This is a genomic window from Streptomyces sp. ALI-76-A, assembly GCF_030287445.1.
Classification (GTDB): Bacteria; Actinomycetota; Actinomycetes; order Streptomycetales; family Streptomycetaceae; genus Streptomyces.
This window is the reverse complement of the sequence record NZ_JASVWB010000004.1, coordinates 953,027-978,067: the sequence shown is the minus strand read 5'-3', so window position 1 is coordinate 978,067 and position 25,041 is coordinate 953,027. Positions and strand designations below refer to the sequence as shown.

The window sequence follows — 25,041 nt, the reverse complement described above, 5'->3', positions numbered from 1 at the left end:
TCGTCCGGCGTCAGGTCCTCGGCCAGCGCCGCGCCGCCGACCAGGAGTTCGCCGTCCGGGCCGATGCCGGTGTGCACCTGAGCCAGCGCCCGGCCGACCGTGCCGGCCCGTCGGGCGCCGGGGGTGTTCCAGCTGACGACGGCGGTGCTCTCGGGCAGTCCGTAACCCGCGTACACGGGCAGGCCCAGACCGTCGAGCTCCCGCAGCAGGCTCTGGGGCACGTCCGTGCCGCACCACAGCAGCGGCACCTCGGCGGTGCCGAAGACGGCCGAGGGGACCGGTCGGCCCTCGCGGCGCGCGGTGCGGGCGGCGCCGATCAGCGCGACCGCCACGGCCGGGGTGACGGCCAGGGCGGTGGGCCGGGCCGCCGTCGTCCAGTCGCCCGGCGTTCCGGGCCCGGTGTCCGGCGGAGGGAGCACCAGGCAGCCCCGGTCGAGCAGTGCCAGGGGCAGCGCGGCCACCTGCTGCCCCGGCGTTCCGAGCGGCACGGTGACCGCGGTCCGGGCGAAGGTCCCGGTCGGCACCTCGGCACGCAGCGAGTCCAGGAGCGCGGCGACCGCGTGCGCGCGGATACCGGCCCGTGCGGCCCCGCCCGGCCCGGAGGCCGTCGAACCGGGAAGGATCTTGCAGATCCGGTCGCGCGTGTCGGTCGGGGTGCGGTACGGGCCGCGGGCGGTGGCGGCGAGTTCGGCGACGTCGGCCGGGATCACCGGGCAACCGTCGCGCAGCACGCGCCGGCGGTCCCAGGCCTCCAGCCGGGCGCGGCCGGGACCGTCGACGACGACGGCCTCGACGTCGGCGAGCAGGGCGGCGGCCGTCCGGGCGGAGGCGCCGGGCGGCACAGGGCAGCCGGGGGCCAGCAGGGCCAGCAGGGCGAGCTCCGCCGCGGCGAACTCCGGGATGTCCCCGCAGACGATGCCCACGCGCATCGGCCGACGGGTGCGGGCATGGCCCGCCGCCTCGAGCAGCCGGTCGCCCAGGCCGCGGGCAGCCCGGGTGGTGTCGCGGTAGGAGTAGGAGACCCTGGTCCCGCGCTCCGCCGTCACCTCCACGAGCGGCCGGTCGCCGTCCTCGGCATGGCGGTGCAGGACGGCCTCAACGGCCCTCACGGTCGGACTCCCCCCATCGGGCGCGCGGATGGCACGGCTGTTGGCTGCGGTGCATCTGAGACCTCCCGGTCGCCCAGGGCCGGCGCCTGGTCAGGCGACGCCGTGCGCGCTCACGTCGAACCTGTTCCAGCCGACGTCCTGGAGGCGGTTCCAGCCCACGTCTGTGACGATCCGGAACTCGTCCTCGGCGCCCGGCCTGCCGGTGGCCGCGTGCCCCGGCGTCGCGCCGAGCACCATCAGGGCCGCCGCCGCGACCATCCCCTTGGTGATCGAACGAACACTGACAGTGAGACGCCCGTACACAACTTCCCCTTCACTGGAAAGACGTCGGAAAATGTTGAGTGGTCGGAATTCTGCAGGCCCAGCGCCCCGCTCACTCCCCGGCAGAACAACCGTCCCGACCCCGGCCCGAACACAAAAGACCCGGCATGCCTCGGTTCGGCGCAGTGCCGCAAAGCGAAGGATTTCAAATGAATACAGCTCAGCGTAAAACGGGCACCGAAATCGCGGGGATGGACTCGCCGCGGGGAGGAGCCAACCCGTTCCAGGACGCAATAGCCGCCTGCTCCGGCAGGCTCACGGAAGGCACCGCCGACTACCGCACCACCATGCGCAACGTCGCCGAAGCACTCAGCGAGCTGTCGCGCGCGGTCGCCGAACAGGCCGATTGGGCGCCGGTGGACCGGCACCCCGCGCCGGATACCCGTAAGGCGCCGGACGAAAGCGGGACGATTAATTCCGCTTTTCGCTACATGAACGGCCTTCCGGAGATCAATTGCGCCATACAGAATGAGCTGGACGGGGCCCGCGGCGAGATCCTCACCGCCCAGCCGGACGGACCGCGCCCGGACGCCGTCCTGCAGGACGCGCTGGACGCGGTGCGCCGCCAGCTGGCGGCAGGCGTGGCCATGCGCACGCTGTACCAGCACAGCACCCGGTTCGACGAACCGACGAAAAAATACGTCAAGGCGGTGACGGAGTTCGGTGCCCAGGTACGGACGCTGCCCGAGTTCTTCGAGCGGCTCATCATCATCGACCGGGCGGTCGCGTTCATCCCGGGCAGCGCGGACCGCAGGACGGCCGTACTGGTCCGGGAGCCCGCGGTGGTCGGCTTCCTGGCGGACCTCTTCGACCGCCAGTGGGACCGGGCCGAGCCCTATCCCTTCGTTCCGGTGCGCGCCGCGGAAGCCGCCTCGGAAGTGATCCCGGACATGCGGGAATCGATGCGAAAACTGCTCATCGAAGGCCGCTCGGACAAGGAGATCGCCCGCCGGCTGGGCCTCAGTCTGCGTTCTCTGCAGGCCCATGTGGCCCGACTCAAGGACGATTACGGTGCGCAGCACCGGCTGCAACTGGGCTACCTCATGGCGCTGAGCGATCAATCAGCCGGCGACCGGCAGTCCGGTCATTCCCAGGGCTCGGCGACAAAGGGCACCCGCGCGGTGCCGGGCAGGCGAGTAGGCATTGCGACGGGCCGCGCCACCCAATTAGGCTGACCATCGTTTGCCTTTCGCCGCTCCCCCGCCGCCCGGTTCCCATACCAGGAGCACCGCGCCCACGACGCCCTATGCGCCGGCCGCGAACGAGAATCCCATACCGCCGCTGCCGTCGGTCAGGCAATTACTCGCGGCCGAAAGCGGGAGGATCAACCGCCATCCCGATCGTTTCGTCACCGCGCTGACCGACGCGCTCGCCGCCGTCCACGAACAGCGCCGGGCCCTGGAGCCAGATCAAAGCCCCGCTGGAGGAGCATCCTCTTCCCAAGGTCCTGACCTCGATGCCGGGGGTCGGGGTCAGGACCGCCGCCGTTGTGCTGGTCACCGTCGGCGACGGCACCAGCTTCCCCGTCGCCGCCCACCTCGCCTCCTACGCCGGCCTGGCCCCGACGACGAAGTCCTCGGGAACCTCGATCCACGGCGAGCACGCACCACGAGGCGGAAACCGGCGGCTCAGACACGCCACGTTCCTGTCCGCGTTCGAACCCCTGCACGACCCCGCCGCCCGCACCTCCTACGAACAATGCCGGGCCCGGGGCAAGACTCACACCCCCGCCCTCCTCCGCCTCGCCCGCCACCGCATCAGCGTGCTGTTCGCCATGCTCCGCGACGGCACCATCTACGAACCACGCGTCCCTGAAGCAACCGCCGCATGACCAACTCAGGCTCGACGAAGGACACAGAGGCACCCCCCGCACGGCCACCTCACCGAGCGGTTGCCTGCGTCGGCCGCCCCGACCGGATCACTCGTCGGCGCCTTCCACTCGCCCACCCCGCAGATGATCGACTCCGGCCGAGGGCTGCTGTACGCCGTCGGCGGGCCTGGGCGCCCGGGGCCGGCCGGAGGCCGCCTCACGCTCACCGGCCGACGGCCGGGGCAGCGGCGGGCCTCCCAGGGGCCACGCTGGGTCGCGACCCAGCGCACCGCGCGGTCCCCGGCGCGGGAACCCGGCCCGTCGTCGCCTCGCGGCCACCGAACAGCGGTGGCCCGCAGGCCGCCTCGGCCACCCGTCGACCGCCAGGTCAGCGGCGGGCCTCCGGCCGATGGTCCGACGGGGCCTCGGTGTCGTCGCGGGGGGTGATCGTGCGGGTGGCGGTGGCCCAGCGGACCGCCGGTCCCATGGCCGTGCCCGCCGCGAGGAACAGGGCGCCGAGCGTGAGCCAGCCCAGGGTGCCCCAGGACAGGACCAGCGCGGTGACGAGGAGTGGGCCTATCAGACGGGCGACGGCGGTGCCGGCACCGTAGAAGCCCTGGTACTGACCCTGTTTGTCGGCCGGGGCGAGGGCGAAACCGATCTCCCAGGAGCCGGAGCCGAGCAGCATCTCCCCGACGACCTGGACAGCCGCGGCGACCAGCAGCGCCAGCCCGGCGGACCAGGCCGACGTGCCCGCGGCGGACAGGGCGAAGCAGACGCAGGCGAGCAGCATCACGGCCCCGGAGTGCCGTATCGCCCGGGAAGCCGACCGCAGGCCCGTCACCCGCGCGGCCATCCGCACCTGGAAGAGGACCACGCTGACCGTGTTGAGCACCAGCAGCGCCGACACCGTCCAGCCCGGCGCCTCGGTGCGCTCCACGATCCACAGCGGCAGCACCACGCTCAGCAGCGGCATGTAGAGCAGCATGATCATGTTCAGCAGGGACACCAGGGCGTAGGGGCGGTCCCGGAGCACGGACAGGCTCGGCTCACCCCGGCGGCCGGCGGGTCCCCCGCGCCCCGGCAGGACCGCCAGCCGTCGCAGCACCAAGGCCGCCAGGCCGAAGCTCACCGCGTCCACAGCCAGCGCCGCGAGATACGACGCCTCCGTGTCGATCTGCAGGACGATGCCGCCCAGTGCCGCACCCAGCGCCAGCCCGGCGTTCACCGTCGACTGCAGGTACGCCCGCGTCTCGGTACGCCGGGCCGGCTCGACCAACCCCGCCAGCAGGGCCTGCCGCGCCGCCGCGAGGCCGCACTGGCAGCACGTGTACACGCACACCGCGACGAGGAACGCCGGGTAGGACCGCACGAACAGGAACGACCCCACGGCCGCCCCGGTCGCCACCGACATCAGCATCGCAATGCCACGGGGTCCCCGCCGGTCGGCCAGGTGGCCGACCGGCACGCCCGCGACGGCCCCCAGAGCCCAGCCGAGGGTGAGGGCGCCGCCGATCTGGGTCGCCGAGAGCCCGACGATCCGACTGAAGTACAAAACCGAACAGACGTAGTAGGCGCCGTCGCCCACGGAATTGGTCAGCTGGGCCAAGGCCAGTGTCCGTGGGGGCCCCGCAGGGGGGATGATCCGGCTGACGCCCATTCCATTCCCTCCCGCCCTCCCGCGCCAGGCACGGGCTCGCACATCTCGGCACGCCCGCAAGATTCTGCGCGACGCGCGGGCCGCGCAACACCGCAGGGACGGTTCAGGTCTGGGCCCTGCCGGTAGATGAGGGATGAGGAACCACCGCACAGGCCGCGAAACGGGTGCCGGGCGGTCCGGGTGCTTCCTGGTCACGCGTCGCGGACGTGGTCGCGCTCGTCCGCCGCCGTCAGGTGGCCGGCCGCGCACACGGCGGCTCCCCGGGCGAGCTGCGCGAACCGGTCCGCGCCGCCCCGGTACGGGGATCACCGCGTACGCATCCCGTCCCCGACGGCCGTGAAGAGCTCGTCCAGGGCCCCAGGCGGTCGTCGTGGTCGAGCAGCGCGTACGTCTGGCCGGATGCGGACGTCTCCACGTCCACCCGGGTCCCGCAGGCGGGCAGGTCGCACAGGACCAGGCCGATGGTCGGGAGCCTCGTGCTGCCGGTCCGCGGCCACGCCAGGCACACGCAGCGTCGGCACCCGTTCCTCGGATGCGCCGTCGGGCAGCATGATCCGGCACGGCCGGCTGCGGGCGGCGGCCCGCGCGGCCAGGGTGATTCCGGTACGGCCCGAGATGGTCTCGATGACGGTCGTGCCGGGGGGCGAGCGACCCGGCCTCCTGGGCCGCGCACACCGTGTCCGGGGCCGCCCGGTCCTTGCCGCCGGGATCGGCGGACTCCGGCCGGCCAGGAAGCGCGCGCCGGGCGGCAGTCCGTCCAGACGCAGCCGCAGCATCGGGGTGCTGCCGACCAGGTCTGCGAACGTCGGCGACGCGGTCGCCGAGGAGGGGAGCGCGGCGGTACGCTCCTCCGGCTCAGCCCGGCGCATGCGGGGCGTCGGGCTCGGTGGGCGTGACGGCGACGCGCAGGGTCTCCCGTACGAACTTGACGGCGTCCTCACGTGCGGTCGGTGAGGCCGCGTTGATCAGCACGTGGCCCATGCGCTGGGCGGACGAGGTCAGCGGGCGGACCACGTCGCCCGGTCCCTTGCGCAGCCGGACCCGGACCACCGCCGGATGCGCCAGGACACGCTCCACGCCGGTGATCTCCCGGATGGTGCCGGGCTCGGCGGTCGGGAAGAGCGTGGCCGGGTAGGACACGGGCCGGCGCGGCAGTTCGGGCACGGGCAGCCCGAGCGACAGCCGCACCACCGCCTCGTACAGGTCGAAGCCGTACGCCAGGCTGATCGCGTCGGGCAGGTAGTCGCCGGGGGTGCGCACCGCCACCTCCATGAGCACCGGACCGCGCTCGGCCATCCGGAATTCCAGGTGCACCAGGCCGGTACGCATGCCGAGGGCCCGCAGCACCCCATGCGTCAGCTCCCGCACCCGCGGGGTGCCCGCGGCGCCGGCGTCGTGGCCGCAGCGGTGGGCGAGTTCGACGAAGTACGGCGGGGGCGTGGTCTCCTTCGCGGTGAGGTTCTCGAAGATCACCTCGCCCTCCCGGACCAGCGCCTCCCAGCTGTACTCGGGGCCCTGGACGGCCTCCTCGACCAGCAGTTGGCCCTCGGCGCCGCGCCGGGCGACGACCTCGTCGACGGCGGCCGGGGTGCGGACCAGTTCCACGCCCTCGCTGCCGGCCAGGGTGAGCGGTTTGACGACGACCGGCAGCCGCCGGAGCATCCACGCGCGGGCCTCGGCGATCCGGCCGACGTGCAGGTGCTCCGGTTGGGAGACGCCGTGCGCGCCGAACACGGCGCGCTGCAGGGCCTTGTTGCGGGAGATGACGGCGGCGTGCAGCGAGGGTCCGCGCAGCCCGAACCGCTCCTGGGCCAGCGCGGACGCGATGACCTGCGGTTCGGCGAAGCCGATCAGGCCGTCGGGCAGTCGCTCGGCGACGGCGTCCGCGACCGCCGCCGTCCAGGACTCCTCACGGTCGCCCCGCACCCGGTAGAAGCGCTCGGCGTGTTCCGTCGGTCGGTTGTCCCAGGCGGCCTCCGACTCCACGGCGCGGACCCGCAGGCCGAGCCGGGCGGCGGCGTCCAGGTAGGGCCGGCCCATGACGCCGACGCCGACGAGGAGCAGTTCCCGGGAGGTGCGGGGGTCCGGGGAGAGGTGACCTTCGGCGGTGCCGGCCGCGTCTTCGGCGCCGGCAGGAGCGGTCCGCAGCAGGCGGGTGACGGGGGTGACGAGGAGTGCGGCCAGACAGAACACCGCCGCGAAGGCGATCCAGCCGGCCGGGCCGGCGGCGATGACGACGGAGGTGACCAGGGCGGGGCCCGCGATGCGCTGGCCGGTGCCGCCGAGGCTGAACACGGAGAGGTAGACGCCCTTGCGGTCCTCGGGTGCGAAGTCGTAACTGAGTTCCCAGCCGCCGGTGGCCTGCCACATCTCCCCGAAGGTCAGCAGCACGCAGCCCAGGGCGAGGACGGCCGCGGCAGCCCAGGCCGACTCGGGCCCGGCCGCCGCCGCCAGAGCCAGGCAGCACAGGGCCATGGCCCCGCCGCCCAGGCGCAGGGCGCGCGCCGCGCCGCCCTCGCGCTCGGCGCCCCTCGCGATCGGCACCTGGAGCACGATCGACATCAGCGTGTTGATCAGTACCAGGAAGGGCAGCACCCCGGCGGGCATCTCGGTGGCCTCGAGCGCCCACAGCGGAATGCCCACGGACAGGATCGTGACGTGCAGGTTCAGGATGCCGTTGAGGACGGTCAGCAGTCCGTAGCGCCAGTCGCGGAACTGCCGCACGGCGGTGAGGGGGCCGACCCTCCGCTGCACGGTGTCGGCCCCGCCAAGCCGCAGCCGGGTGAGCATGAGGGCCGACGTGACGAAGGCGGCGGAGGTCGCGAGGACGATGGCCCGGTAGGTCCATACGCTGTCGGCGGTCAGCAACGGCGCGGCCAGCAGCGCCCCGAGGGAGAAGCCGGCGTTGCGCACCGTGCGGATGATCGCCATGGTGCGGGTGCGGTCGGTGCCGGCGACCGTCGCGGACGCGACCGCCTGGGTCATCGGCTGGGTCGCCGCCTCGGCGGCGGCCAGGGCGCAGGAGACGAGCGTGAAGCCGACCAAGCCCTGGACGAGGCACAGCACGGCGAAGCCCCCGGCCCGCCACAGCTGGAGGGCGATGAGGGTGCGCCGAGCCCCGAAGCGGTCCCCGGCCGCGCCGATCGGCACCGTGGTCAGGAAACCGACCACTCCGGAGATCGCCAGGCCGGTGCCGACCTCGGCGGGGGTCAGGCCCACGGAGCGGACGAAGAAGACCGCGGAGGCGGCCAGGTACAGTCCGGTGCCGACCGCGTTGACGAGCGAGATGACGGCGAAGGCCCGTCCGTTGGGCGTGGCCGGGACGTAGTCGCGCAAGAGGGAGCGGCCCATCACGCCTCCCCGGTCGGCGACGCGGCGGCCGTGACGATGTCGATCAACCCGGACGCGTGTTCGGCGTGCCGTGCCGCCGCCGCGCCGTCGGCACCGGTGGCGATGACGAAGCCGGCCCGCTCCCAGGAGTTGGTGACGGCGCGGGCGGTGACGCCCGGCCCGACCGCGAGGTGCACCTCGTGCACGCCCTGCGCGGCGCGCGCCCGGCCGGCGCCCGACACCGACTCGACCCGGCCCGGCGGCGGCGTCAGGAACCGCACGGCGGCGCCGCGCCGGACCGGCCGCGGCTCGACGGGTCCACGGCCCTCCAGAACCCGCAGCAGGCTTGTGAGGATGTCGGTGTCGTATGCGAGATCGATCAGGACGGTGATACCGCCGCCGGGCATCCGGCCGGCGCACTCGATCAGGTGCGGGCGGCCGTCCGGTTCCGCCAGGATCCACTCGGAGTGCAGGATCCCGGAGCGGAAGCCGATCGTCTCGGCGAGAAGGGTGAGCGAGCGGCGCAGTTCGGCCTCGGTGGCGGTCGGCAGCGCGGCCGGGACGGTGTGGCCGGTCTCCACCGGGTGGCGGGAGTCCTGGACCGTCTTGGCGGTGGTGTTGGTGAAGCCGACGGTGCCCTCGCGCACGACGGCCTCCACGCTCACCTCCAGTCCGCGCAGCCGCTGTTCGACGAGGTAGCGGGCGGTGCCGGCGTATCGGGCGCGCAGCGCGGGCTCGTCGGCGCCCGTGGTGTGCGCCCAGGCCGCCGTCACGTCGTCGTCCGGACCCAGCACCTGCACGCCCAGGCTGGCCTGTCGGTTGGCGGGCTTGAGCACGGCCTCGCCGCCCTGCGTGGCGCGGAAGGCGGCCACGTCGCCGGGCCCCTCGGCGAGCGCCCAGGCCGGCTGGGCCAGATCGGTGTCGGCGAGCGCGGCCCGTAGCAGGCCCTTGTCGCGCAGCACGAGGGCCGCCTTCGTACCCGCCCCGGGCAGGCCCCACTCCTCGGCGAGCGCGGCGGCGGCCACCACGGCGTACTCGACGACGGGGACGACGGCGCGGACCCCCGGCAGTCGCGGCACCACGCGGCCGATCCGCTCGGGGTGCTCCTCGTCCTGGACGGGCGCGGGCAGCAGGGCGGCCACGCAGGCGTGCCGCTCGGCGAGACCGGCGAGCTGCCGGGCCTCGATGACGTCGGGCTCCTCCAGAACCAGCACCGAGCCGGCGGGCAGCAGGCCGTCCAGCTTGCCGAGCATGACGGGGCTGTATCCCACCAGGACGTGGGTGACGCCGTCCGGCGTGCCGGACCGGTCCGGCACGGTGTGGACGGTGACGGCAGCGCGGACCTCGGCTTCCAGCTCGTCCAGTTCGGCGACGGTCGCGGCGTCGATGAGGAAGGAGACGGCCCGGTCCTCGGAGCTGCGCAACTCCCCCAGGCGGGCGCCGCGGTCCTGGTGGACGAGGACCGCGCGCAGGGTCGGCGGGTCGTCGGCGGCGCCGGGCCGCAGGCGCGGCCACAGCCCGCGCTCGCCGACCCAGGCCGGGGTGACGTCGAAGCCGTCGACGGTGACGTCCGCCAGGACGCCCCGCGTGTGCTCCAGGTAGACCTGGCGGGCCACCCGGACGGGGGCGGGGTAGGCGGCGGGCTCGCCCAGGGCGATCCGGATGATCTGCCGCTCCAGCGAGGCTCCGGTGGCCAATTCGTACAGCACGCACAGGCCGTCGCCCGGCGGACGGGCGGCGACCTCCATCAGGACGGGTCGGCCGTCGGCGGTGACGCGCCACTCGGCGTGGGAGACGCCGTCCCGGAAGGCGAGCGCGGCCAGCATCCGCCGGTTGGCCTCCAGGAGGGTCTCCCGGTGGTCCGGGCGGTCGCCGGGCACGGTGTGGGACAGCTCGACGAAGGTGGCCGCGTGCGTGTCCGTGGTGTCCTTGCGGGTGACGGAGGCGAAGACGGTCCGCCCGTCCTGAACCAAGGATTCGACCGAGTACTCCTGCCCGGCGACCCTGTCCTCGATCAGCAGGGTCTCGTGTGCGGGACAGTCGGCCAGCGCGGCCCGCAGTTCGACCGGGTCGGCGACGGTCGCCACGCCAGAGCTGGAGTGCCGCCCGGCGGGCTTGAGGACGACCGGGTAGGGCAGGTTGTCGGCGTCGACGCCGTCCCGTTGCCCGGCGGGGACGATGGCGGCGGCGGGGCTGAACTCGGGCAGGTACCAGCGCTGGAGGTACTTGCTGCGACAGGCGCGGGTGGCGCGCAGTCCGGGGGTCGGCAGCCCGAGGGCGTCCGCGAGCAGCCCGGTCGGCTCGACCTGGGTCTCCCCGACCGCGCAGGCACCGACGATCCGGTACCGCTCGCGCCAGCGGCGGGCGGCCGCCACCGCCGCGGGCAGGTAGGAGTTCTCCCGGCCGGGGTCGCCGTCGAGGAAGGCGAAGTCGTCGATGGCGGCGGCCGGGTGGTCCGGGTCGGCGGCCTGCGCCAGGGCCTCCTCCCGGCCCGCCGCGGGGGTGATGAGCAGGATCTTCAGCCCACGGCGGGTCAGCTCCTGCAGGTAGGCGGGTGACCGACAGACGACCAGGAAGGACCCGGCCAGCAGGAAGGCGTTCGGGCGCTCTCGACCTTGCAGCGGCTCGTCCATGTCCGGTCCCCCTGTGGTTCGGGTGGTATCTGGGTGCTTGTGCGGCACGTGTCCACGCGGGCGCGGACGTCGGTGGTGACGGCCGGGCCGCTCCCCCCTTGCGGCGGGAGCGGCCCGGCGGGTGCCTCAGTCGAAACGGAGGCTGCCTGTCCGGGTCCTCTTCAGCTCGAAGAAGTCCGGGTAGTTGGCCAGGGCGCGGGCGCCGTCGAAAATCCGGGCGGCTTCCTCGCCACGCGGGATCGAGTGGAGCACAGGACCGAAGAAGGCGACTCCGTCGATGTGGATGGTGGGCGTGCCCACGTCCTCCCCGACCGGGTCCATGCCCTCGTGGTGGCTCTTGCGCAGCTGCGCGTCGTAGGCGTCGGTGTCGGCCGCCGCCAGCAGCGAGGCCGGCAGGTTCCGGGCGGCCAGCGCCTCGGCCGCCACGGCGAGGTAGTCCTTGTTGCCGCCGTTGTGGATCCGGGTGCCGAGTTCGGTGTAGAGGCCGGGCAGGACCTCTTCGCCGTGGTGATGGGCGACCGCCGCGCAGATCCGGTTCAGGGCGAGCGAGTTGTCGACCAGGGTGCGGTACCAGTCCGGCAGCTCCCGGCCCTCGTTGAGCACATACAGGCTCATCAGCCGGAACCGTAGGTCCAGGGCGCGGTGCCGCTGCACCTCCAGGATCCAGCGGGAGGTGATCCAGGCGAAGGGGCAGGCCGGGTCGAAGTAGAAGTCGACCTTGGCGGTGTCCGTCCCGGCGCCCGAGGCGGGCACGGGGGCGGTGGCGGGGGTGGGGACGTCGGTCACGCGGCGATCCCCTCGTGGACGGCGAGCAGGCGGCCCTCGCTCTGCCGGGCGTAGGCGGCCAGGTCGGCGTACTGCTCGCGCAGCCGGCGCTTGAGGACCTTGCCCGTGACGCCGACGGGGATGCCGGTCTCGTCCGGCACGACCTCCAGCAGGCCGAGCAGCGGGTGGCCCGCGGCCTTCAGCGCCTCGTTGGCCTGGCGGAGCAGCTTCTCCGGCTCGACGGCGGACTGGCCCACGGTGACGACGGCCACCGGCACGACCTTGCCGTCGCGGCGGCCGGCGACGACGGCGACGTCCCCGGTGTCCGGCACGTCGTTGAGGATGACCTCCTCCATGAACACCGAGTAGCCGATTCCGTCTTCCGTCTCGATGGCGTCGGCGGCGCGGTCGACCAGGAAGAAGTCGCCCTCGGAGTCGCGGTAGGCCATGTCCCCGGGCAGCCAGTAGCCGGAGAGTCTGAAGCGGTAGGTGGTGTCGGAGTCTCCCCAGTACCCGGGGGTGATGGCCGGGCCCTTGGCGGCCAGGTAGCCGACCTCGTTGTCGTCGGCGTGACTGCCGTCCTTGCGCAGGATGGTGACCTCGGCGACGCCGACCGGCTTCCCGGCGCAGCGGTCGTTGCGCTCGCTGTTCAGCGTGCGGACCTTCAGCAGGACGCCCCAGCCGAGTTCGGTGGTGCCGAGCCGGTCGAAGAAGGCGGCCGGCTTCAGGCCCGGGCTGCGCAGCGACAGCACCTTGGTGATGTGCGCCTGGTGCACGGCGTCACCGATGGACACCCACACGTGGACGGAGTCCAAGGAGCCCGGCTCCAGGCCGGCGTTGGCCAGCTCGGCGTAGGCGTGCGCGAAGGACATCACCGACGTGGGCCGGTACTTGCCCACCGCGGCGGCCAGTTCGGCGCCGCTGCCGTCGCTCAGCGCCACGATCGGGGTGCCGCCGAGGACCGCGTACACGGTGTACGCGATGCACCCCAGGTGCGACTGGGGCAACGCGGTCATCATCAGCGCACCGGGCTGCTCGGTGTGGTCGATCAGGCGGAACTTCGGCCCGGAGACGATCGACTTGTGGGTGTGGATGGTCGGCTTCGGACGGCCGGTGGTGCCGGAGGAGTGCAGGATCGCGACCGGGTCGTCGTCGTGGTGGTTCCAGTACGCGGAGTCGGGCAGCGTCGCGAGCGGCGGGGCCGGCAGGTCGTCGACGGACGCGGTCCACTTCAGGCCCAGGTCCGCGGTGGCGGAGCCGAGGAGGTCCAGCCGTGCCCGGTCGGCGTACAGGCCGACCGGGGTGGTCTGCTCGATGAGCGAGGTGGCGATGGCCTGCGAGGCGTTGGAGTTGATCAGCAGTGCCACGGCGCCGATCTGGGCGAGCGCGTAGAAGTGCAGGGAGTAGCTGAGGGAATCCTCGAACCAGACCGCGACGCGGTCGCGGGTCTGCACACCCTGCGCCAGGTACCAGGCCGACCAGCTCTGCGCGAGCGCGTCGAACTCGGCCAGGCTGAAGTCCTGCTTCAGCTCTCCGGTGGGCGTGGCCATCGGGCGGCTGGAGTGGAGGAACGGCACCTCGGGGTGCGGGTTGACGGCCAGCGCCGAGCGCAGCAGGTTGCCGCCGCCCACGGTGGTGTCGGCTGCGAGCACGGACCGCTGCTCGGGGGTGAGGACGGTGGGAGCGAACGTGGTCATCAGAAACCTTCCGGACATGGTCGGCCAGTGGTCGGTCAGATCGCTGCTGTGTGTCGGTCGGGCCGCGTCTGTTTTGCGGCCCGTGCCCCGTCAGGTCCGGGCGAACAGCCGGGCGCAGGCGTCGCGGTGGTGGGCGAGGTCGTCGCCCAGATAGGCGCGCAGTTCGCCGAGCACGGCGGTGAAGTCGTCCTCGGTGCCGCGTTCGACGATCTCGGCCAGCCGGTGGATGCCGTCGGCCAGTGTCTTGCGGGCGCCGGCCGCCTCGGGGTTGGCGTACTGGACGTCCCAGTAGACCTCCGGCGTGCCGGAGACGACGCGGGCCAGCAGCGCGAGCATGGTGGTCGCGGGTGGGGGCGCGACCGGGCGCAGGTCGGCGGCGGGGACGCCGGAGCCGGCCAGCGCGAGGCCGAAGCCGAGCACGGCGGCGTGGGTCAGCGCCTGGCCGACGGCGGCCAGCCGATCGTGACCGGCCGCGTCGACGCGCACCACGGTCGCGCCCCAGCTCTCCACCAGCTCCAGCAACTCCCCCGCGGCCGGGCCCTCGTGGACGACGACGGCGGCCACGGGCCGGCCGGCGAAGCCGAGGGCGGGGGCGAACATCGGGTTGAGGCCGACCGCCTGGACGCCGGGCGCGTGGACGCGCACCGCTCGGGCGAAGGCCTGCTTCACGGACAGGGTGTCCGCCAGCAGCGCCCCGGGCCGCAGCGCTCCGGCGAGACCGGGCACGGCGGCGACCGCCACGGGCTCGGGCACGGCGAGCACGACGAGGTCGGCGCGGCCCAGTTCCTCGGCGAGAGGGGCGTCGACGGTGGTGATGTCGCCACCGAGGTGGCGGGCCGACGGGGGCACCGACTGCCCGGGTCCGGCGGGGTCGACGACGGTCACCTCGACGCCCGAGCCGAGCAGCCGCTGCGTGAACAGGGCGCCGACGGCGCCTGCGCCGCCGACGACGACAGCACGGCCGATCACGGGGCGCTCCCGGCGGACGGTGCCGCGGCGTCCGGTCCGAGCGCGGTGGCCAGCACAGCGGTGACCATCGCGCGGGACTTGACGACGGTCTCCTCGAACTCCTCCTCCGGGTCGGACAGGGCCACGATGGCGCCGCCGACCCCGAAGCCGACACGGTCGCCGGTGGCCACCAGGGTGCGGATGACGATGTTCAGGTCCGCGGCCCCGCCGAGCGAGAACCAGCCCAGGGACCCGGAGTAGACACCGCGCGGGCCCTCCTCCAGCCGATCGATGATCTCCATCGTCCGTAGTTTGGGCGCCCCGGTCATCGACCCGCCGGGGAAGGCGGCCCGGACGCAGGAGACGGCCGTCTCCTCCGGGCGCAGGGTGCCGCGGATGGTGGACACCAGCTGGTGGACCGGAGCGTAGGTCTCCACGTGGAACAGGCGCGGGACGTGCACCGATCCGACCTCGCACACGACGTTGAGGTCGTTGCGGATCAGGTCCACGATCATCAGGTTCTCGGCCCGGTCCTTCTCCTGGCTGAGCAGGTCCTCACGCAGCGCCTCGTCCTCGGCCGGGGTCGCCCCGCGCGGGCGGGTGCCCTTGATCGGCTTGGACTCGGCGACCCGGTCGGTGCCGACGGTCAGGAAGCGCTCGGGTGAGGCGCTGAGGACCGCGACGTCGGGGAAGTCCAGCAGCGCGCCGTAGGGCACGGGGCTGACGCGGCGCAGATGGGAGTAGGTCGTCAGCGGGTCGATGGAGACGTCCATGGTGACCGAGTTGGTCAGGCAGACCTCGTACGTCTCGCCCTGCCGGATCTCTTCCAGACTCCGGTGGATCCGCTCGAGGTAGGCGTCCTTGTCGTGGCGCATCCGGATGACGCCGCGCGCCGCGGGGTCGGTCATGCCGATGCCGGAGAACCGCGCCGTTCCGCTCTCCCGAGGGCCGTGGGCGGGCAGTTGGCGCAGCCGTTCCTCGGTTCTCTCCAGCCAGCTCCGGGCGTCGTCGTCCGCGCCGTCGGCCGACAGCGCCAGCAGGTAACTGACCCCTTCGAGGTGGTCCACGGCGAGCATGCGGTCGGACAAGAGCATGGCGGCGTCGGGGGTGGCCGACTTGTGCACCGTCCGGGCCCCGGCCTCGGCCTTCAGCTCGTAGCCGAGGTAGCCGACGTAGCCGAGGTTGAAGTCGAAGGGCAGGTCCTGAGGAACGGGCACGGCACGCGCGCGCAGCTGCTCGTCGAGGTAGTCGAAGAAGCCCTGCTCGACGATCTCGCCCTCGGCGTCCGGCCGGCCCGGGCTGCGCACGGTGACATAGCCGTCCGACACCCGGTAGCTGACGTACTCGGCCAGCGGGCCGCTGCCGTCACCGAGGAAGGAGAAGCGCGACAGGCCCTCGATGACGGCTCCGCTGTCCAGCCAGAAGCCGTGCGGGTCCCCGGCGAAGAGCGTGCGGTAGGCGGTCTCCGTGTCCGGCTGAACGTCCACCCGGCGCACGTGCACGGTGTAGCGCGACCGGTTCCGCCCGTTGGTGTGGGCCAGGGCGAGCCGGCGGAAGTTGCGCAGCAGCTCGCGGCCGTACTCGCTGCTGATGGACTCGGGGTGGAACTGCACGCCCCAGATCGGCCGGGAGGTGTGCCGTACGCCCATGACCACGCCGTCCGCGGTCCAGGCGATGGCCTCCAGCTCGTCGGGCAGGCTGGTGGCGGCGAGCGAGTGGTAGCGCACGACGTCGTACGGGCTCGGGAGCCCGGCGAAGATGTCGGCGCCCGTGTGGTGCACCGCGGAGACCCGGCCGTGCATGGGCTCGGCCGCGAGGCCCACCGTGCCGCCGAACAGGTAGGTGATGCCCTGGTGGCCGAGACACACCCCCAAGGTGGGCAGTCCGCTCTCCAGGACGGCGCGGGCGCTGATGCCGAAATCGCGCTCGCGGTCGGGCCTGCCGGGCCCGGGTGAGATGACGATGGCGTCGAACTCTTCGAGCCGCAGCCGGGACCAGTCAGCGCCGTTCTTGACGACGACCGGTGGTCGTCCGTTCACCTCTCCGAGCAACTGGTAGAGGTTGTAGGTGAACGAGTCGTAGTTGTCGATCAGCAGCGTCCTCATGAGGAGTCCCCGATCACCTCGTTCTCGACGCGGCACGTCTCTTCGATGATCAGGTCGTACAGCTTCCGTAGAAACGCCCGGTCGATCCCGTGCTTCTCGCCGAACCGGGCGGCACGTTCCTGCACGATGCCGATGCGGTGCGGCTGCAACATCGGCACGTCGTTCTCCCGCTTGAAGTGACCTATCTCGACGCACTTCTCGATGCGGGCGCGCAGTTCTTCCAGAAATCGTTCGTCGATCGCGTCGAGCTCCGCTCGAAGGCCGTCGATGGTGATGCCGGCTCTCGATCTGTCCCCCATGGATACCCCTCCCGCGTTCTCCACGGACCGAAACTGTGCCCTCCGCGTCACCGGTCTCGCCAGCGGCTCGATAGCTCGGATCCCTGCAGTGCACACAGTGCGGAGATCAATATGGGTACAAAGGGTGCATTCGGCCCCCCGGATCCCCGGTTGCGGGTGACCGCACACCGGGGATCCGGGGGGCCGAATTCCACACCCGCCGATGCGCCGGAAAGGCGGTGAGGGGCGGGCCGTGATCCGCTGTCGCAGCACAGTACGCGCACACAGGGAACGGGTGTGCAACAGGTATTCGAGCAGCCAGTTGACCGGAGCGTCGTCGGCCAGGTCGGCGACGCCCGTCTTCACCCGCCCGATGCTGACCTTCGGCGTCCCCGCTTGTGAACCGGGACCATTCCCCCCACCGAGCGACACCAGGTGATGATCAAAAATAATGGGGTGAAACATGGTGAGCTGATCGAACATGCTGGCGCGGTGCAGCACAATGAAGAACAGCCGTTGTCCGGTGGGAACGTCAGCGCTGGTGTGGTCCGCGTCGGAGACACCGTTCGCCGCCCGACCGGACCGTGGACTCCCGCAGTGCACGCCTTGCTGACCCACTTGTATGAGGTGGGGTTCCGCGCGGCGCCTCGCCCACTGGGCATCGACGACCAGGGCCGTGAAGTCCTGACCTTCATGCAGGGCCACGTGGTCTGGCCCGATCGGTTTTCTCTGCTCGGGTCCGCTCGGAAACTAGCCGCGGTGGCAGGGCTGATCCGGGAGTTCCACGACGCCGTGCAGGGCTTCACACCACCGGCTGACGCGCACTGGCAGGTGCTGATCCCCGCTGAGGACAGCGACATCATCGCCCATCACGATCTGGCCCCGTGGAACCTCGTGGTCGCAGGCGAGACCCAGTGGGCCTTCATCGACTGGGACACCGCCGGCCCCGGTTCCCGCCTGGGGGACGTCGCGTATGCCATGCACGGGTTCATTCCACTGTCCGCCCATCCGGACTGGCAACGCCCCCGACGCCGCAGACCGGCTGCGCGTCTTCGCCGACGCCTATGGCCTCGACGAAGCCGAACGCCGTCGGCTGGTCCCTCTACTCGGGCGCCGCACGCGATCCATGCACGACTTCCTGCGCGAGCAGGCCGCCCGGGGCGTCCAGCCCTGGGCGACCCTGTGGACCGAGGGCCACGGCGACGCCTGGCGAAGCGATGCCGAATACATCGAGCAGCGCGAAGACCAGTGGATGCACGCCCTGCTCGGCGATTGATCTCGCCTCCGACCTCCGGCCATGATTGATGATCTTTCGCCGGTGTCACTCGGCGACAGGACATGACCCCAGCTCATAGAGCTTGTTGGCGACATCACGCACGAAAGCTCAGGAGAGCGCCTGCCCCGCGCCCGATCGACGCGCTGCCCCGCGCCCGACGAAACCGGGTGCAGGGCAGCGGCGGTGAGCCGAGGTACTGCCGTCACTTACAGGCGGCCTTGGGGCTGTAGAGGCGGCTCCAGGTGTTCGAGCCCACGATCCCGTCCTGCTGGAGACCGTTGCAGCGCTGCACCCACTTGATGCCGTTGTACGTGTTGGTGCCGTAGTCACCGTCCTCGGTCAGCCAGGTGGGGAATCCACTGTAATAGTTGATCAGGCACTGGACCTGCTTCGTCGCCGGTCCGTCCTGATTCACGTACACGGTCGGACGAGACGAGTCCGAGATGTGGTTGCAGAGGTCCTCCGCGGACGCGGTGGGGGCAAAGGCGACCATGCCGCCGAGGGCCAGGGCGCCGACGGCCGCGGCGGTGGTCAGCTTTCGGGACAGTGCGAGCATGCGGATACCTCCGGATTCGGTCGGCCCATCGTGGGCCGAACAACGCCTCACCCTGCTCGCCGCGCCCGTATCCGGTCTAGTAAGAAAGCGCGAGCGACCGAAGTGGCTCAGAGTAATTGGCTGCTGTTGAACTGCCCGAGAGCGCGACCGAGAGGAGGGCCCGGTCGCACGGTGCTCCGCCCACGCATGAATTCCGTGGGCGTGCATCCGGCCAGCAACCTGAAGTCCTTGTTGAGGTGGGACTGGTCGGAGTAGCCGGAATCCTGGGCTATGCAGGACAGGGAAGTTCCTGCATCCAGCGATCGGAGAACCCGCTGAAGCCGCAGAATGCGGGACACGGCTTTCGGGCGCAGCCCGACTTCGTCGCGGAACCTCTCCTGAAGCCGGCGGACGCTCCACCCCGTTGCCCGGGCGAGCTCGGTCGATGTGACGGCGCCGTCGCGACGCAGCAGCAGTGCCCACGCGTGCCGGATCTCGGAGGTCGCACGCCAGTCGGCGAACTCGTCCGCCAGCGCCGTGTCCAAAGCGGCGAACCGCTCGTCCCAACTGCTGCGGGAGGCGAGCCGCGAGGCCAAGCGGCCGATCCAGGGACGTGAGAGCTGCTCGACGGCCACATACGCGTCCGTGAGTTCGTGCATCGTGGTCCGGAACAAGCCGAGCGCGGCCCAAGGGGCCAACGCCACCTCGATCCCCTCGATCCGGCCGCCATGACTGCCCAGCCCGGGCTTCTGCTGCAGACCCGAAACCATGGACACGAACGGAGTCGCGGCCTCGTCCGTGTCCCCGACGCGGCCCACCGAGACCGGCTCGCAAAAACCTAGTACCAGATGGACGCAGCCGTCGGGAACCTCCAGCCGCGGCCGGGACATCGGATCATCGATCCGGAATCCGCGGTAGGCCAGCACACCCGGAAGACCCCGGGGTCCCCGGCGCTCGACGGCCTGCCAGTTTCCAGCCTCTCCAATTGAGCCAACCGCAGGAGAGGGCAAGCTTTCGTGTGCCACGAATCTCCTTTCACCTCGCACAGCTTGAATGCCGCCAATCGGCCTGCGTGAGGCGCATTTCAGCCTGCGGGGCCGCCCCGTCCCATGAAGCTTCGCCCCACCCACCGACAACACCGTGGGCCGATTTCGGCGAACTCAACGTCGTTGCCTGCCCCACCCATCCCGACCACCCGCACCGCTCTTGACCGGTGTGGGCAGAAAGAACACCCAGCCTGCCGGGAAGCCCTGCCTCGGATCACCGCGTCAGCGTGAGGAATTCATTCGGTCCAGAAATCCAGCTGAACTCCCGCCACCCGATCTCTACGCCTCCGTGACCCGAACAGTACGTGTAGGACCACTTGCCGGGAGTATCCGAGCCCCGTACTTGACGGCGCCGTCGCTGTTCTCGAGGGGAGAGCCTGGCATTCCACGTATTCGATGCCATCCCATGTTGGTAGGAGTTTTCGGTAAACCTGTGGCGTACGTGCGGGTAAACCTGTGGGGTAGGCGCGGGCCCAGGTCATTGCGTGATCGAGATCCGTCTGGGTTCGTCACGTGAGGCCGACGGCTCGTAGGGGCCGGTGGTAGTCGCGGCCGGTGTGGCGGAGGGCGGCGGCGATGTCGGTCTGGCCGTCCTGGCGGAAGACGCTGATGGCGAGGTTGCGCGGGGAGGCCATGGCGCGGGGCAGGGTGCCGGTGCGGACCTTGGAGTCGTCCTCGCCGAACATGTGGTTCGTCGACGGAAGGACACTCGCTGCGGTGCGGGCTCCGGAACAAGCAGTGAGTCCGGGCGGCGTCCGGACGGCATGAAAGCCCCTGCCAGACCTCGAACCGACACCAGGGGAAGGCAAATGACCGACACCAGGGGAAGACAAATGAACCGACTTGAGCGTCCACGGACGCCGCTTAGCATCCACCGGCGTCAAGAACTCTGAAGAGTTCCAGTGCGGGGAAGGTCTTGTTCGGCCCAGGCGCCCATGGTGGCCAGTACGACCTCACGTCGTGCGTCTGCCGGGGTGAGTTGGTACTCCACGTGGGGTGGGATCTCCGGGTAGGCGGTGCGGGTGACCAGCCCGGTGAGGACGAATCGCCGCAGCCTTGAGTACAGGGTCTTGGGGCTGATCCCGGGTAGCGCGGCGCGCAGCTCGGAAGCGTTTCGGGCCGGTCAGCAGCTCCCGCACGATCAGCGTCAGCCCAGGGCCCGTCCACCACGAGGTGCATCCAACGCGCAGGCTCCGGCGCGTTCGGCGAGCAGTCTTGCCACGCACTGCTGGTGGCGCCGCACGGAATCTGTGCCCCGCTGTGATCACGGTCAACGAGTCGAGGGCCGGTGTTGACCGGGCAGCACTCGAATGAACCGCTCCGGGTCTGATGGAGGCTCGTTTCCCTGGGAGGATCGAGCCTCCATCAGACCCGGAGCGGTTCACGTACAGGGCCTGCCGGACGATCGGTGCGGGACCGCGGCGAGGACGGACGACGTCCGCCGGCGTGCGGGGACGGCCGCTGCGCTCATCCGGCCGGTGCGGGAGTGGGGTTGCCGTAGTAGGCGTCGGGGCCGTGTTTGCGGGTGTAGTGGCGGTTGAGGAGGTGCGGGGGCGGCGGGGCGGTCGGAGACAGGGCCAGGGTGTGAAGGGCGATGTCGGCGACGGCCTCGCAGATGATGGCGTGTTCGAGGGACTTGCGGGCGGTGGCGCCCCAGGTGAACGGGCCGTGGCCCGCGACCATGGCCGCGGGTACCTCCACGGCCTTCTGGTCGTCCTCCTTAAGCATGTCCACGATCACGCGGCCGGTGTTGTACTCGTAGTCCTTCGCGCACTGCTCGGCGGTGAGGTCGGGGGTGCAGGGGATGGGGCCGTTGAAGGTGTCGGCGTGGGTGGTCCCCAGCACCGGTATCTCCAGGCGGGCCTGGGCGAAGGCGACGGCGTGGGTGGAATGGGTGTGGGTGACGCCGCCGATGGAGGGGAAGGCCAGGTAGAGGCAGCGGTGGGTCTCGGTGTCGGTGGAGGGGCGCAGGTCTCCGTCGACCACCTCGCCGTCGGACAGGCGGACGGTCACCAGGTGGTCGAGGGCGAGATCCTCGTAGGGCACGCCGGAGGGCTTGATGACGAAGACGCCCGCCTCACGGTCGACGCCGCTCACATTGCCCCAGGTCAGCGTCGCCAGGCCGACCTGAGGGATGGCCAGGTTCGCGTTCAGCACCTCTTGGCGCAGGCCGTCGCGGACTCGTACGGTCATCGGTCGTCGTCTCCTTGGATACGGATCCGGTTCTTGGGCTGCACCGCTGTCACAGGGCCTGGGCGAGGCGGTGGTAGGCGGCGTTCCAGCGGACTTCCTTGGCGAACTGCTCGATGCTGGTGGTCTCGTCGATGGTGAGTAGCTCGACGCCGGTCATGGCGGCGTAGTCGGTGAGTGTCTCGATGTCGACGGCCGAGCTGAGCACGGTGTGGTGCGGGGCGCCGGCGAGAAGCCAGCTCTCGGCGGACTCCGCAAGAGAGGGGCGGGGCTTCCACACGGCGCGGGCCACCGGCAGGCGGTGCAGCGGCTCGCTGGGACTGATGACGTCCACGGCGTTGGCGGTCAGCCGGAACCGGTCGCCGAGGTCGGAGAGGCCGACGACGACCGCTTTTCCGGGCGCCGCGTCGAAGACCAGGCGGACGGGGTCCTCGCGGCCGCCGATGGAGAGGGGATGGATCTCGCAGCGGGGGCGGTCGGATGCGATGGAGGGGCAGACCTCCAGCATGTGGGCGCCGAGGACGCGCGGGGTGCCGGGGCCGAGGTGGTAGGTGTAGTCCTCCATGAAGGAGGTGCCGCCGGGCAGCCCGGCGCCCATGACCTTCATCGTGCGCAGCAGCGCGGAGGTCTTCCAGTCGCCTTCGCCGCCGAATCCGTAACCGTCGGCCATCAGCCGCTGGACGGCGAGGCCGGGCAGTTGGCGCAGGCCGCCGAGGTCCTCGAAGTTGGTGGTGAAGGCGGTGAAGCCGCCCTCGGTGAGGAAGGTCCGCAGGCCGACCTCGATACGCGCCGCGTAGAGGAGGGAGTCGTGGCGGATGCCGCCGGGGCGCAGCGCCGCGACGACGTCGTACGACTCGACGTACTCGTCGGCGAGTTCGGCGGCCGCCTTGTCCTCGACGGCGTCGACGACGGCCACCAGGTCGTTGACGGCGTAGGTGTTCACGGAGAAGCCGAACCGCAGCTGAGCCTCGACCTTGTCGCCCTCGGTCACCGCGACGTCGCGCATATTGTCGCCGAAGCGGGCGAGGCGCAGGCCGCGCGAGGTGTGGCGGCCGACGGCGGCGCGGGCCCAGGCCGCAACGCGTCGGATGACTCGCGGGTCGGTGGCGTGCCCGGCGACGATCTTGCGGTCGATGCCCACACGGGACTCGATGTGGCCGAACTCGCGGTCGCCGTGGGCGGCCTGGTTGAGGTTCATGAAGTCCATGTCGATGCTCGGCCAGGGCAGCGACAGGTTGTACTGGGTGTGCAGGTGCAGCAGCGGCCGGTCCAGGACGCTGAGTCCGCCGATCCACATCTTGGCGGGTGAGAAGGTGTGCATCCACGCGATCACGCCCACGCAGGTGTCGGAGGCGCTCGCCTCCTGGCAGATCCGCCGGATCGACTCGGCGTTGGTGAGGACCGGCTTCCACACGATCCTGACCGGCAGCTTGCCGGGGCGGCCGAGGGTCTCGGAGATGCTCCGGGACTGGTCGGCGACCTGACGCAGGACGTCGTCGCCGTACAGGCCCTGGCTTCCGGTGAGGAACCAGACCTCGTGCTCGAGGTAGGGGATGGTGCTGGTGTTCATGAGGGTTTTCCTTTCAGGGTGACGACCACCGATGAGGCGGGGGCCGTCGGGCACAGGGAGTCGCTCAGGCGGACGCCTCGGCGCGGATCCGGCGCAGTCGGTGCATGACCTCGTTGGCGCCGCGCCCGAAGTAGTCGTGCAGGAGCTGGTATTCGGCGAACAGCCGGTCGTAGGCCGCGGCCCGCTCCGGGTCGGGCTGGTAGACGCCCGCGCGCGCCTTGCCCATGGCCCGGGCGGCGGCCCGGATGTCCGGGTACGCCCCCGCCGCGACCGCCGCGTGCATCGCCGAGCCGAGAGCAGGCCCCTGGGCGGAGTCGATCACGCCGAGGGGTCGGCGGGTGACGTCGGCGTAGATCTGCATGAGCAGCGCGTTCTTCGTCAGGCCGCCCGCGATGATCAGTTCGTGGACCGGCACGCCCGCGGTCTCGAATGTCTCGATGATGGTGCGGGTGCCGAAGGCGGTGGCTTCCAGCAGCGCCCGGTAGACGTCCTCCGGGAGGGTGGACAGGGTCAGGCCCACCAGGACTCCGCTGAGGTCGTGGTCGACCAGGACGCTGCGGTTGCCGCTCTGCCAGTCCAGAGCGATCAGTCCGTGCTGGCCGATCTGCTGTTCGGCCGCGAGTGCCGTCAGGTGTTCGTGTGCGTTCCGTCCGAGCGCGGCGGCCTCCTTGGCGTACGACTCGGCGAAGCCGGTGCGGATGAACCAGCCGAAGATGTCGCCGACGCCGCTCTGCCCGGCCTCGTAGCCCCACAGGCCGGGCAGGATGCCGCCGTCGACGACGCCGCACATGCCCGGGACCTCGGCCCACTGGTCCGAGCTCATGACGTGGCAGGTCGAGGTGCCCATGATGGCCACCATCCGGCCCGGTTCGACGGCCGTGGCGGCGGGCGCCGTCACATGGGCGTCGACGTTGCCGACGCAGACCGCGATCCCTTCGGGAAGACCCGTCCACGCGGCGGCCTCGGCCGTCAACGTGCCTGCCAGGTCGCCCAGTTGACCGATGGGGTGGTCCAGCTTGGTGGTCACGAAGTCGGCGAAGCCGGGATTGAGCGCGGCGAGGTACTCGGAGGAAGGGTAGGTGCCGTCCTGGTACTGGCCCTTGTAACCGGCGGTGCAGGCGTTGCGGACGTAGGTGCCGGACAGCCGCCACACGATCCAGTCGGCGGCCTCGATCCAGCGGTCGGTCAGCTCGTAGAGCTCCGGGTCCTCCTCCAGCAGTTGCAGTGCCTTGGCGAACTCCCACTCCGAGGAGATCTTCCCGCCGTACCGCTTCAGCCACGGCTCCTTGCGCTCTGCGGCCAGGTCGGTGATCCGGTCGGCCTGGGCCTGCGCCGCGTGGTGGCGCCACAGCTTGACGTAGGCGTGCCGGCGGCCGGTGAGGTGCGGCAGTTCGCACAGCGGGGTGCCGTCGGCGAGCACCGGCAGGACCGTGCAGGCGGTGAAGTCCGTACCGATCCCGATGACCTGCTCCGGCCGCACACCGGCCCGGGCCAGCGCCTCGGGTACGGCGATACGCAGGACGTCGATGTAGTCCGAGGGCACCTGCAGGGCCCAGTCGGGCGGCAGCGGGGTCCCGTCGGGCAGCTCCCGGTCGAGGACGGCGTGGGTGTAGGGGTGGTCGGCTGAGGCGAGTTCGGTGCCGTCGGACACGCGAACCACGACGGCCCGTCCGGACAGCGTCCCGTAGTCGACTCCGATGACGTAGGTGTCGGACTGCGGCTGTTCCGCGTGTTCGGCGTTCACCATCTGTCGCCCTTCCGTTCGATA

17 protein-coding genes and 3 pseudogenes are annotated in these 25,041 nt (G+C 71.5%); 3 read left to right on the top strand and 17 right to left on the bottom strand.

Annotation, left to right across the window (positions count from 1 at the left end):
* Nucleotides 1-74: 74 nt before the first annotated feature.
* Nucleotides 75-1,052 (bottom strand): annotated as a pseudogene (locus tag QQS16_RS43665) (AMP-binding protein); the annotation flags it as partial.
* Between the two features lie 147 nt (nt 1,053-1,199).
* The gene (locus QQS16_RS40400; protein ID WP_286067628.1) at nt 1,200-1,412 is read right to left on the bottom strand and encodes a hypothetical protein; all 213 of its coding nucleotides are present in this window, start codon (nt 1,410-1,412) and stop codon (nt 1,200-1,202) included.
* A gap of 167 nt (nt 1,413-1,579) precedes the next feature.
* Between QQS16_RS40400 and QQS16_RS40395 the strand changes: the two genes are divergently transcribed.
* Nucleotides 1,580-2,605, top strand: coding sequence for a LuxR family transcriptional regulator (locus QQS16_RS40395; protein ID WP_286067627.1), 1,026 nt, complete (start codon nt 1,580-1,582; stop codon nt 2,603-2,605).
* Nucleotides 2,606-2,792: 187 nt separating this feature from the next.
* Nucleotides 2,793-3,261 (top strand): annotated as a pseudogene (locus tag QQS16_RS40390) (transposase); the annotation flags it as partial.
* 367 nt (nt 3,262-3,628) lie between these two features.
* Here QQS16_RS40390 and QQS16_RS40385 read toward each other — a convergent pair.
* The 8 genes from QQS16_RS40385 to QQS16_RS40350 all read right to left on the bottom strand — a co-directional run bounded on the left by QQS16_RS40385 (nt 3,629) and on the right by QQS16_RS40350 (nt 17,361).
* On the bottom strand, nt 3,629-4,849 hold the full coding sequence (locus QQS16_RS40385; RefSeq protein WP_353479751.1) for an MFS transporter: 1,221 nt from the start codon (nt 4,847-4,849) through the stop codon (nt 3,629-3,631).
* Between the two features lie 906 nt (nt 4,850-5,755).
* A complete protein-coding gene (locus QQS16_RS40380) occupies nt 5,756-8,251 on the bottom strand; it encodes an MFS transporter (RefSeq protein WP_286067624.1) in 2,496 nt (831 codons plus the stop codon).
* Complete coding sequence (locus QQS16_RS40375) at nt 8,251-10,863, bottom strand: ATP-grasp domain-containing protein (protein ID WP_286067622.1); 2,613 nt, start codon at nt 10,861-10,863, stop codon at nt 8,251-8,253. Before QQS16_RS40375 ends, QQS16_RS40380 begins: the two co-directional genes overlap by 1 nt.
* A 126-nt stretch (nt 10,864-10,989) precedes the next feature.
* Complete coding sequence (locus QQS16_RS40370; protein ID WP_286068151.1) at nt 10,990-11,616, bottom strand: mycothiol-dependent nitroreductase Rv2466c family protein; 627 nt, start codon at nt 11,614-11,616, stop codon at nt 10,990-10,992.
* A gap of 29 nt (nt 11,617-11,645) precedes the next feature.
* Nucleotides 11,646-13,325 (bottom strand): class I adenylate-forming enzyme family protein, encoded by a 1,680-nt coding sequence (locus QQS16_RS40365; protein ID WP_286067620.1) that lies wholly within the window; start codon nt 13,323-13,325, stop codon nt 11,646-11,648.
* 90 nt (nt 13,326-13,415) lie between these two features.
* Complete coding sequence (locus QQS16_RS40360) at nt 13,416-14,294, bottom strand: prephenate dehydrogenase/arogenate dehydrogenase family protein (RefSeq protein ID WP_286067619.1); 879 nt, start codon at nt 14,292-14,294, stop codon at nt 13,416-13,418.
* Complete coding sequence (pabB, locus tag QQS16_RS40355; RefSeq protein ID WP_286067618.1) at nt 14,291-16,378, bottom strand: aminodeoxychorismate synthase component I; 2,088 nt, start codon at nt 16,376-16,378, stop codon at nt 14,291-14,293. The genes QQS16_RS40360 and pabB overlap by 4 nt, the downstream gene beginning before the upstream one ends.
* Complete coding sequence (locus QQS16_RS40350; protein WP_286067617.1) at nt 16,375-17,361, bottom strand: chorismate mutase family protein; 987 nt, start codon at nt 17,359-17,361, stop codon at nt 16,375-16,377. Before QQS16_RS40350 ends, pabB begins: the two co-directional genes overlap by 4 nt.
* On the opposite strand from QQS16_RS40350, the pseudogene QQS16_RS40345 reads away from it, so the two are divergent.
* Nucleotides 17,254-17,932, top strand: a pseudogene (locus QQS16_RS40345) (phosphotransferase enzyme family protein). The gene QQS16_RS40350 and the pseudogene QQS16_RS40345 overlap by 108 nt on opposite strands.
* A 202-nt stretch (nt 17,933-18,134) precedes the next feature.
* Here QQS16_RS40345 and QQS16_RS40340 read toward each other — a convergent pair.
* From QQS16_RS40340 to araB, 7 genes are all read right to left on the bottom strand, one after another.
* The gene (locus QQS16_RS40340) at nt 18,135-18,488 is read right to left on the bottom strand and encodes a peptidoglycan-binding domain-containing protein (RefSeq protein WP_286067615.1); all 354 of its coding nucleotides are present in this window, start codon (nt 18,486-18,488) and stop codon (nt 18,135-18,137) included.
* 107 nt (nt 18,489-18,595) lie between these two features.
* Nucleotides 18,596-19,393 (bottom strand): helix-turn-helix domain-containing protein, encoded by a 798-nt coding sequence (locus tag QQS16_RS40335; RefSeq protein WP_286067613.1) that lies wholly within the window; start codon nt 19,391-19,393, stop codon nt 18,596-18,598.
* A 629-nt stretch (nt 19,394-20,022) separates the two neighbouring features.
* Nucleotides 20,023-20,199 carry a hypothetical protein gene (locus tag QQS16_RS40330; RefSeq protein WP_286067612.1) on the bottom strand — a complete coding sequence of 59 codons (177 nt, stop codon included), beginning with the start codon at nt 20,197-20,199 and terminating at the stop codon, nt 20,023-20,025.
* A 194-nt stretch (nt 20,200-20,393) separates the two neighbouring features.
* Nucleotides 20,394-20,567 (bottom strand): winged helix-turn-helix transcriptional regulator, encoded by a 174-nt coding sequence (locus tag QQS16_RS40325; RefSeq protein ID WP_286068150.1) that lies wholly within the window; start codon nt 20,565-20,567, stop codon nt 20,394-20,396.
* 413 nt (nt 20,568-20,980) lie between these two features.
* Nucleotides 20,981-21,706, bottom strand: coding sequence for an L-ribulose-5-phosphate 4-epimerase AraD (araD, locus tag QQS16_RS40320; RefSeq protein ID WP_037683737.1), 726 nt, complete (start codon nt 21,704-21,706; stop codon nt 20,981-20,983).
* A 49-nt stretch (nt 21,707-21,755) separates the two neighbouring features.
* On the bottom strand, nt 21,756-23,273 hold the full coding sequence (gene araA / locus QQS16_RS40315) for an L-arabinose isomerase (protein WP_286067611.1): 1,518 nt from the start codon (nt 23,271-23,273) through the stop codon (nt 21,756-21,758).
* A 64-nt stretch (nt 23,274-23,337) separates the two neighbouring features.
* The gene (araB, locus tag QQS16_RS40310) at nt 23,338-25,020 is read right to left on the bottom strand and encodes a ribulokinase (RefSeq protein WP_286067610.1); all 1,683 of its coding nucleotides are present in this window, start codon (nt 25,018-25,020) and stop codon (nt 23,338-23,340) included.
* Between the last annotated feature and the right edge of the window lie 21 nt (nt 25,021-25,041).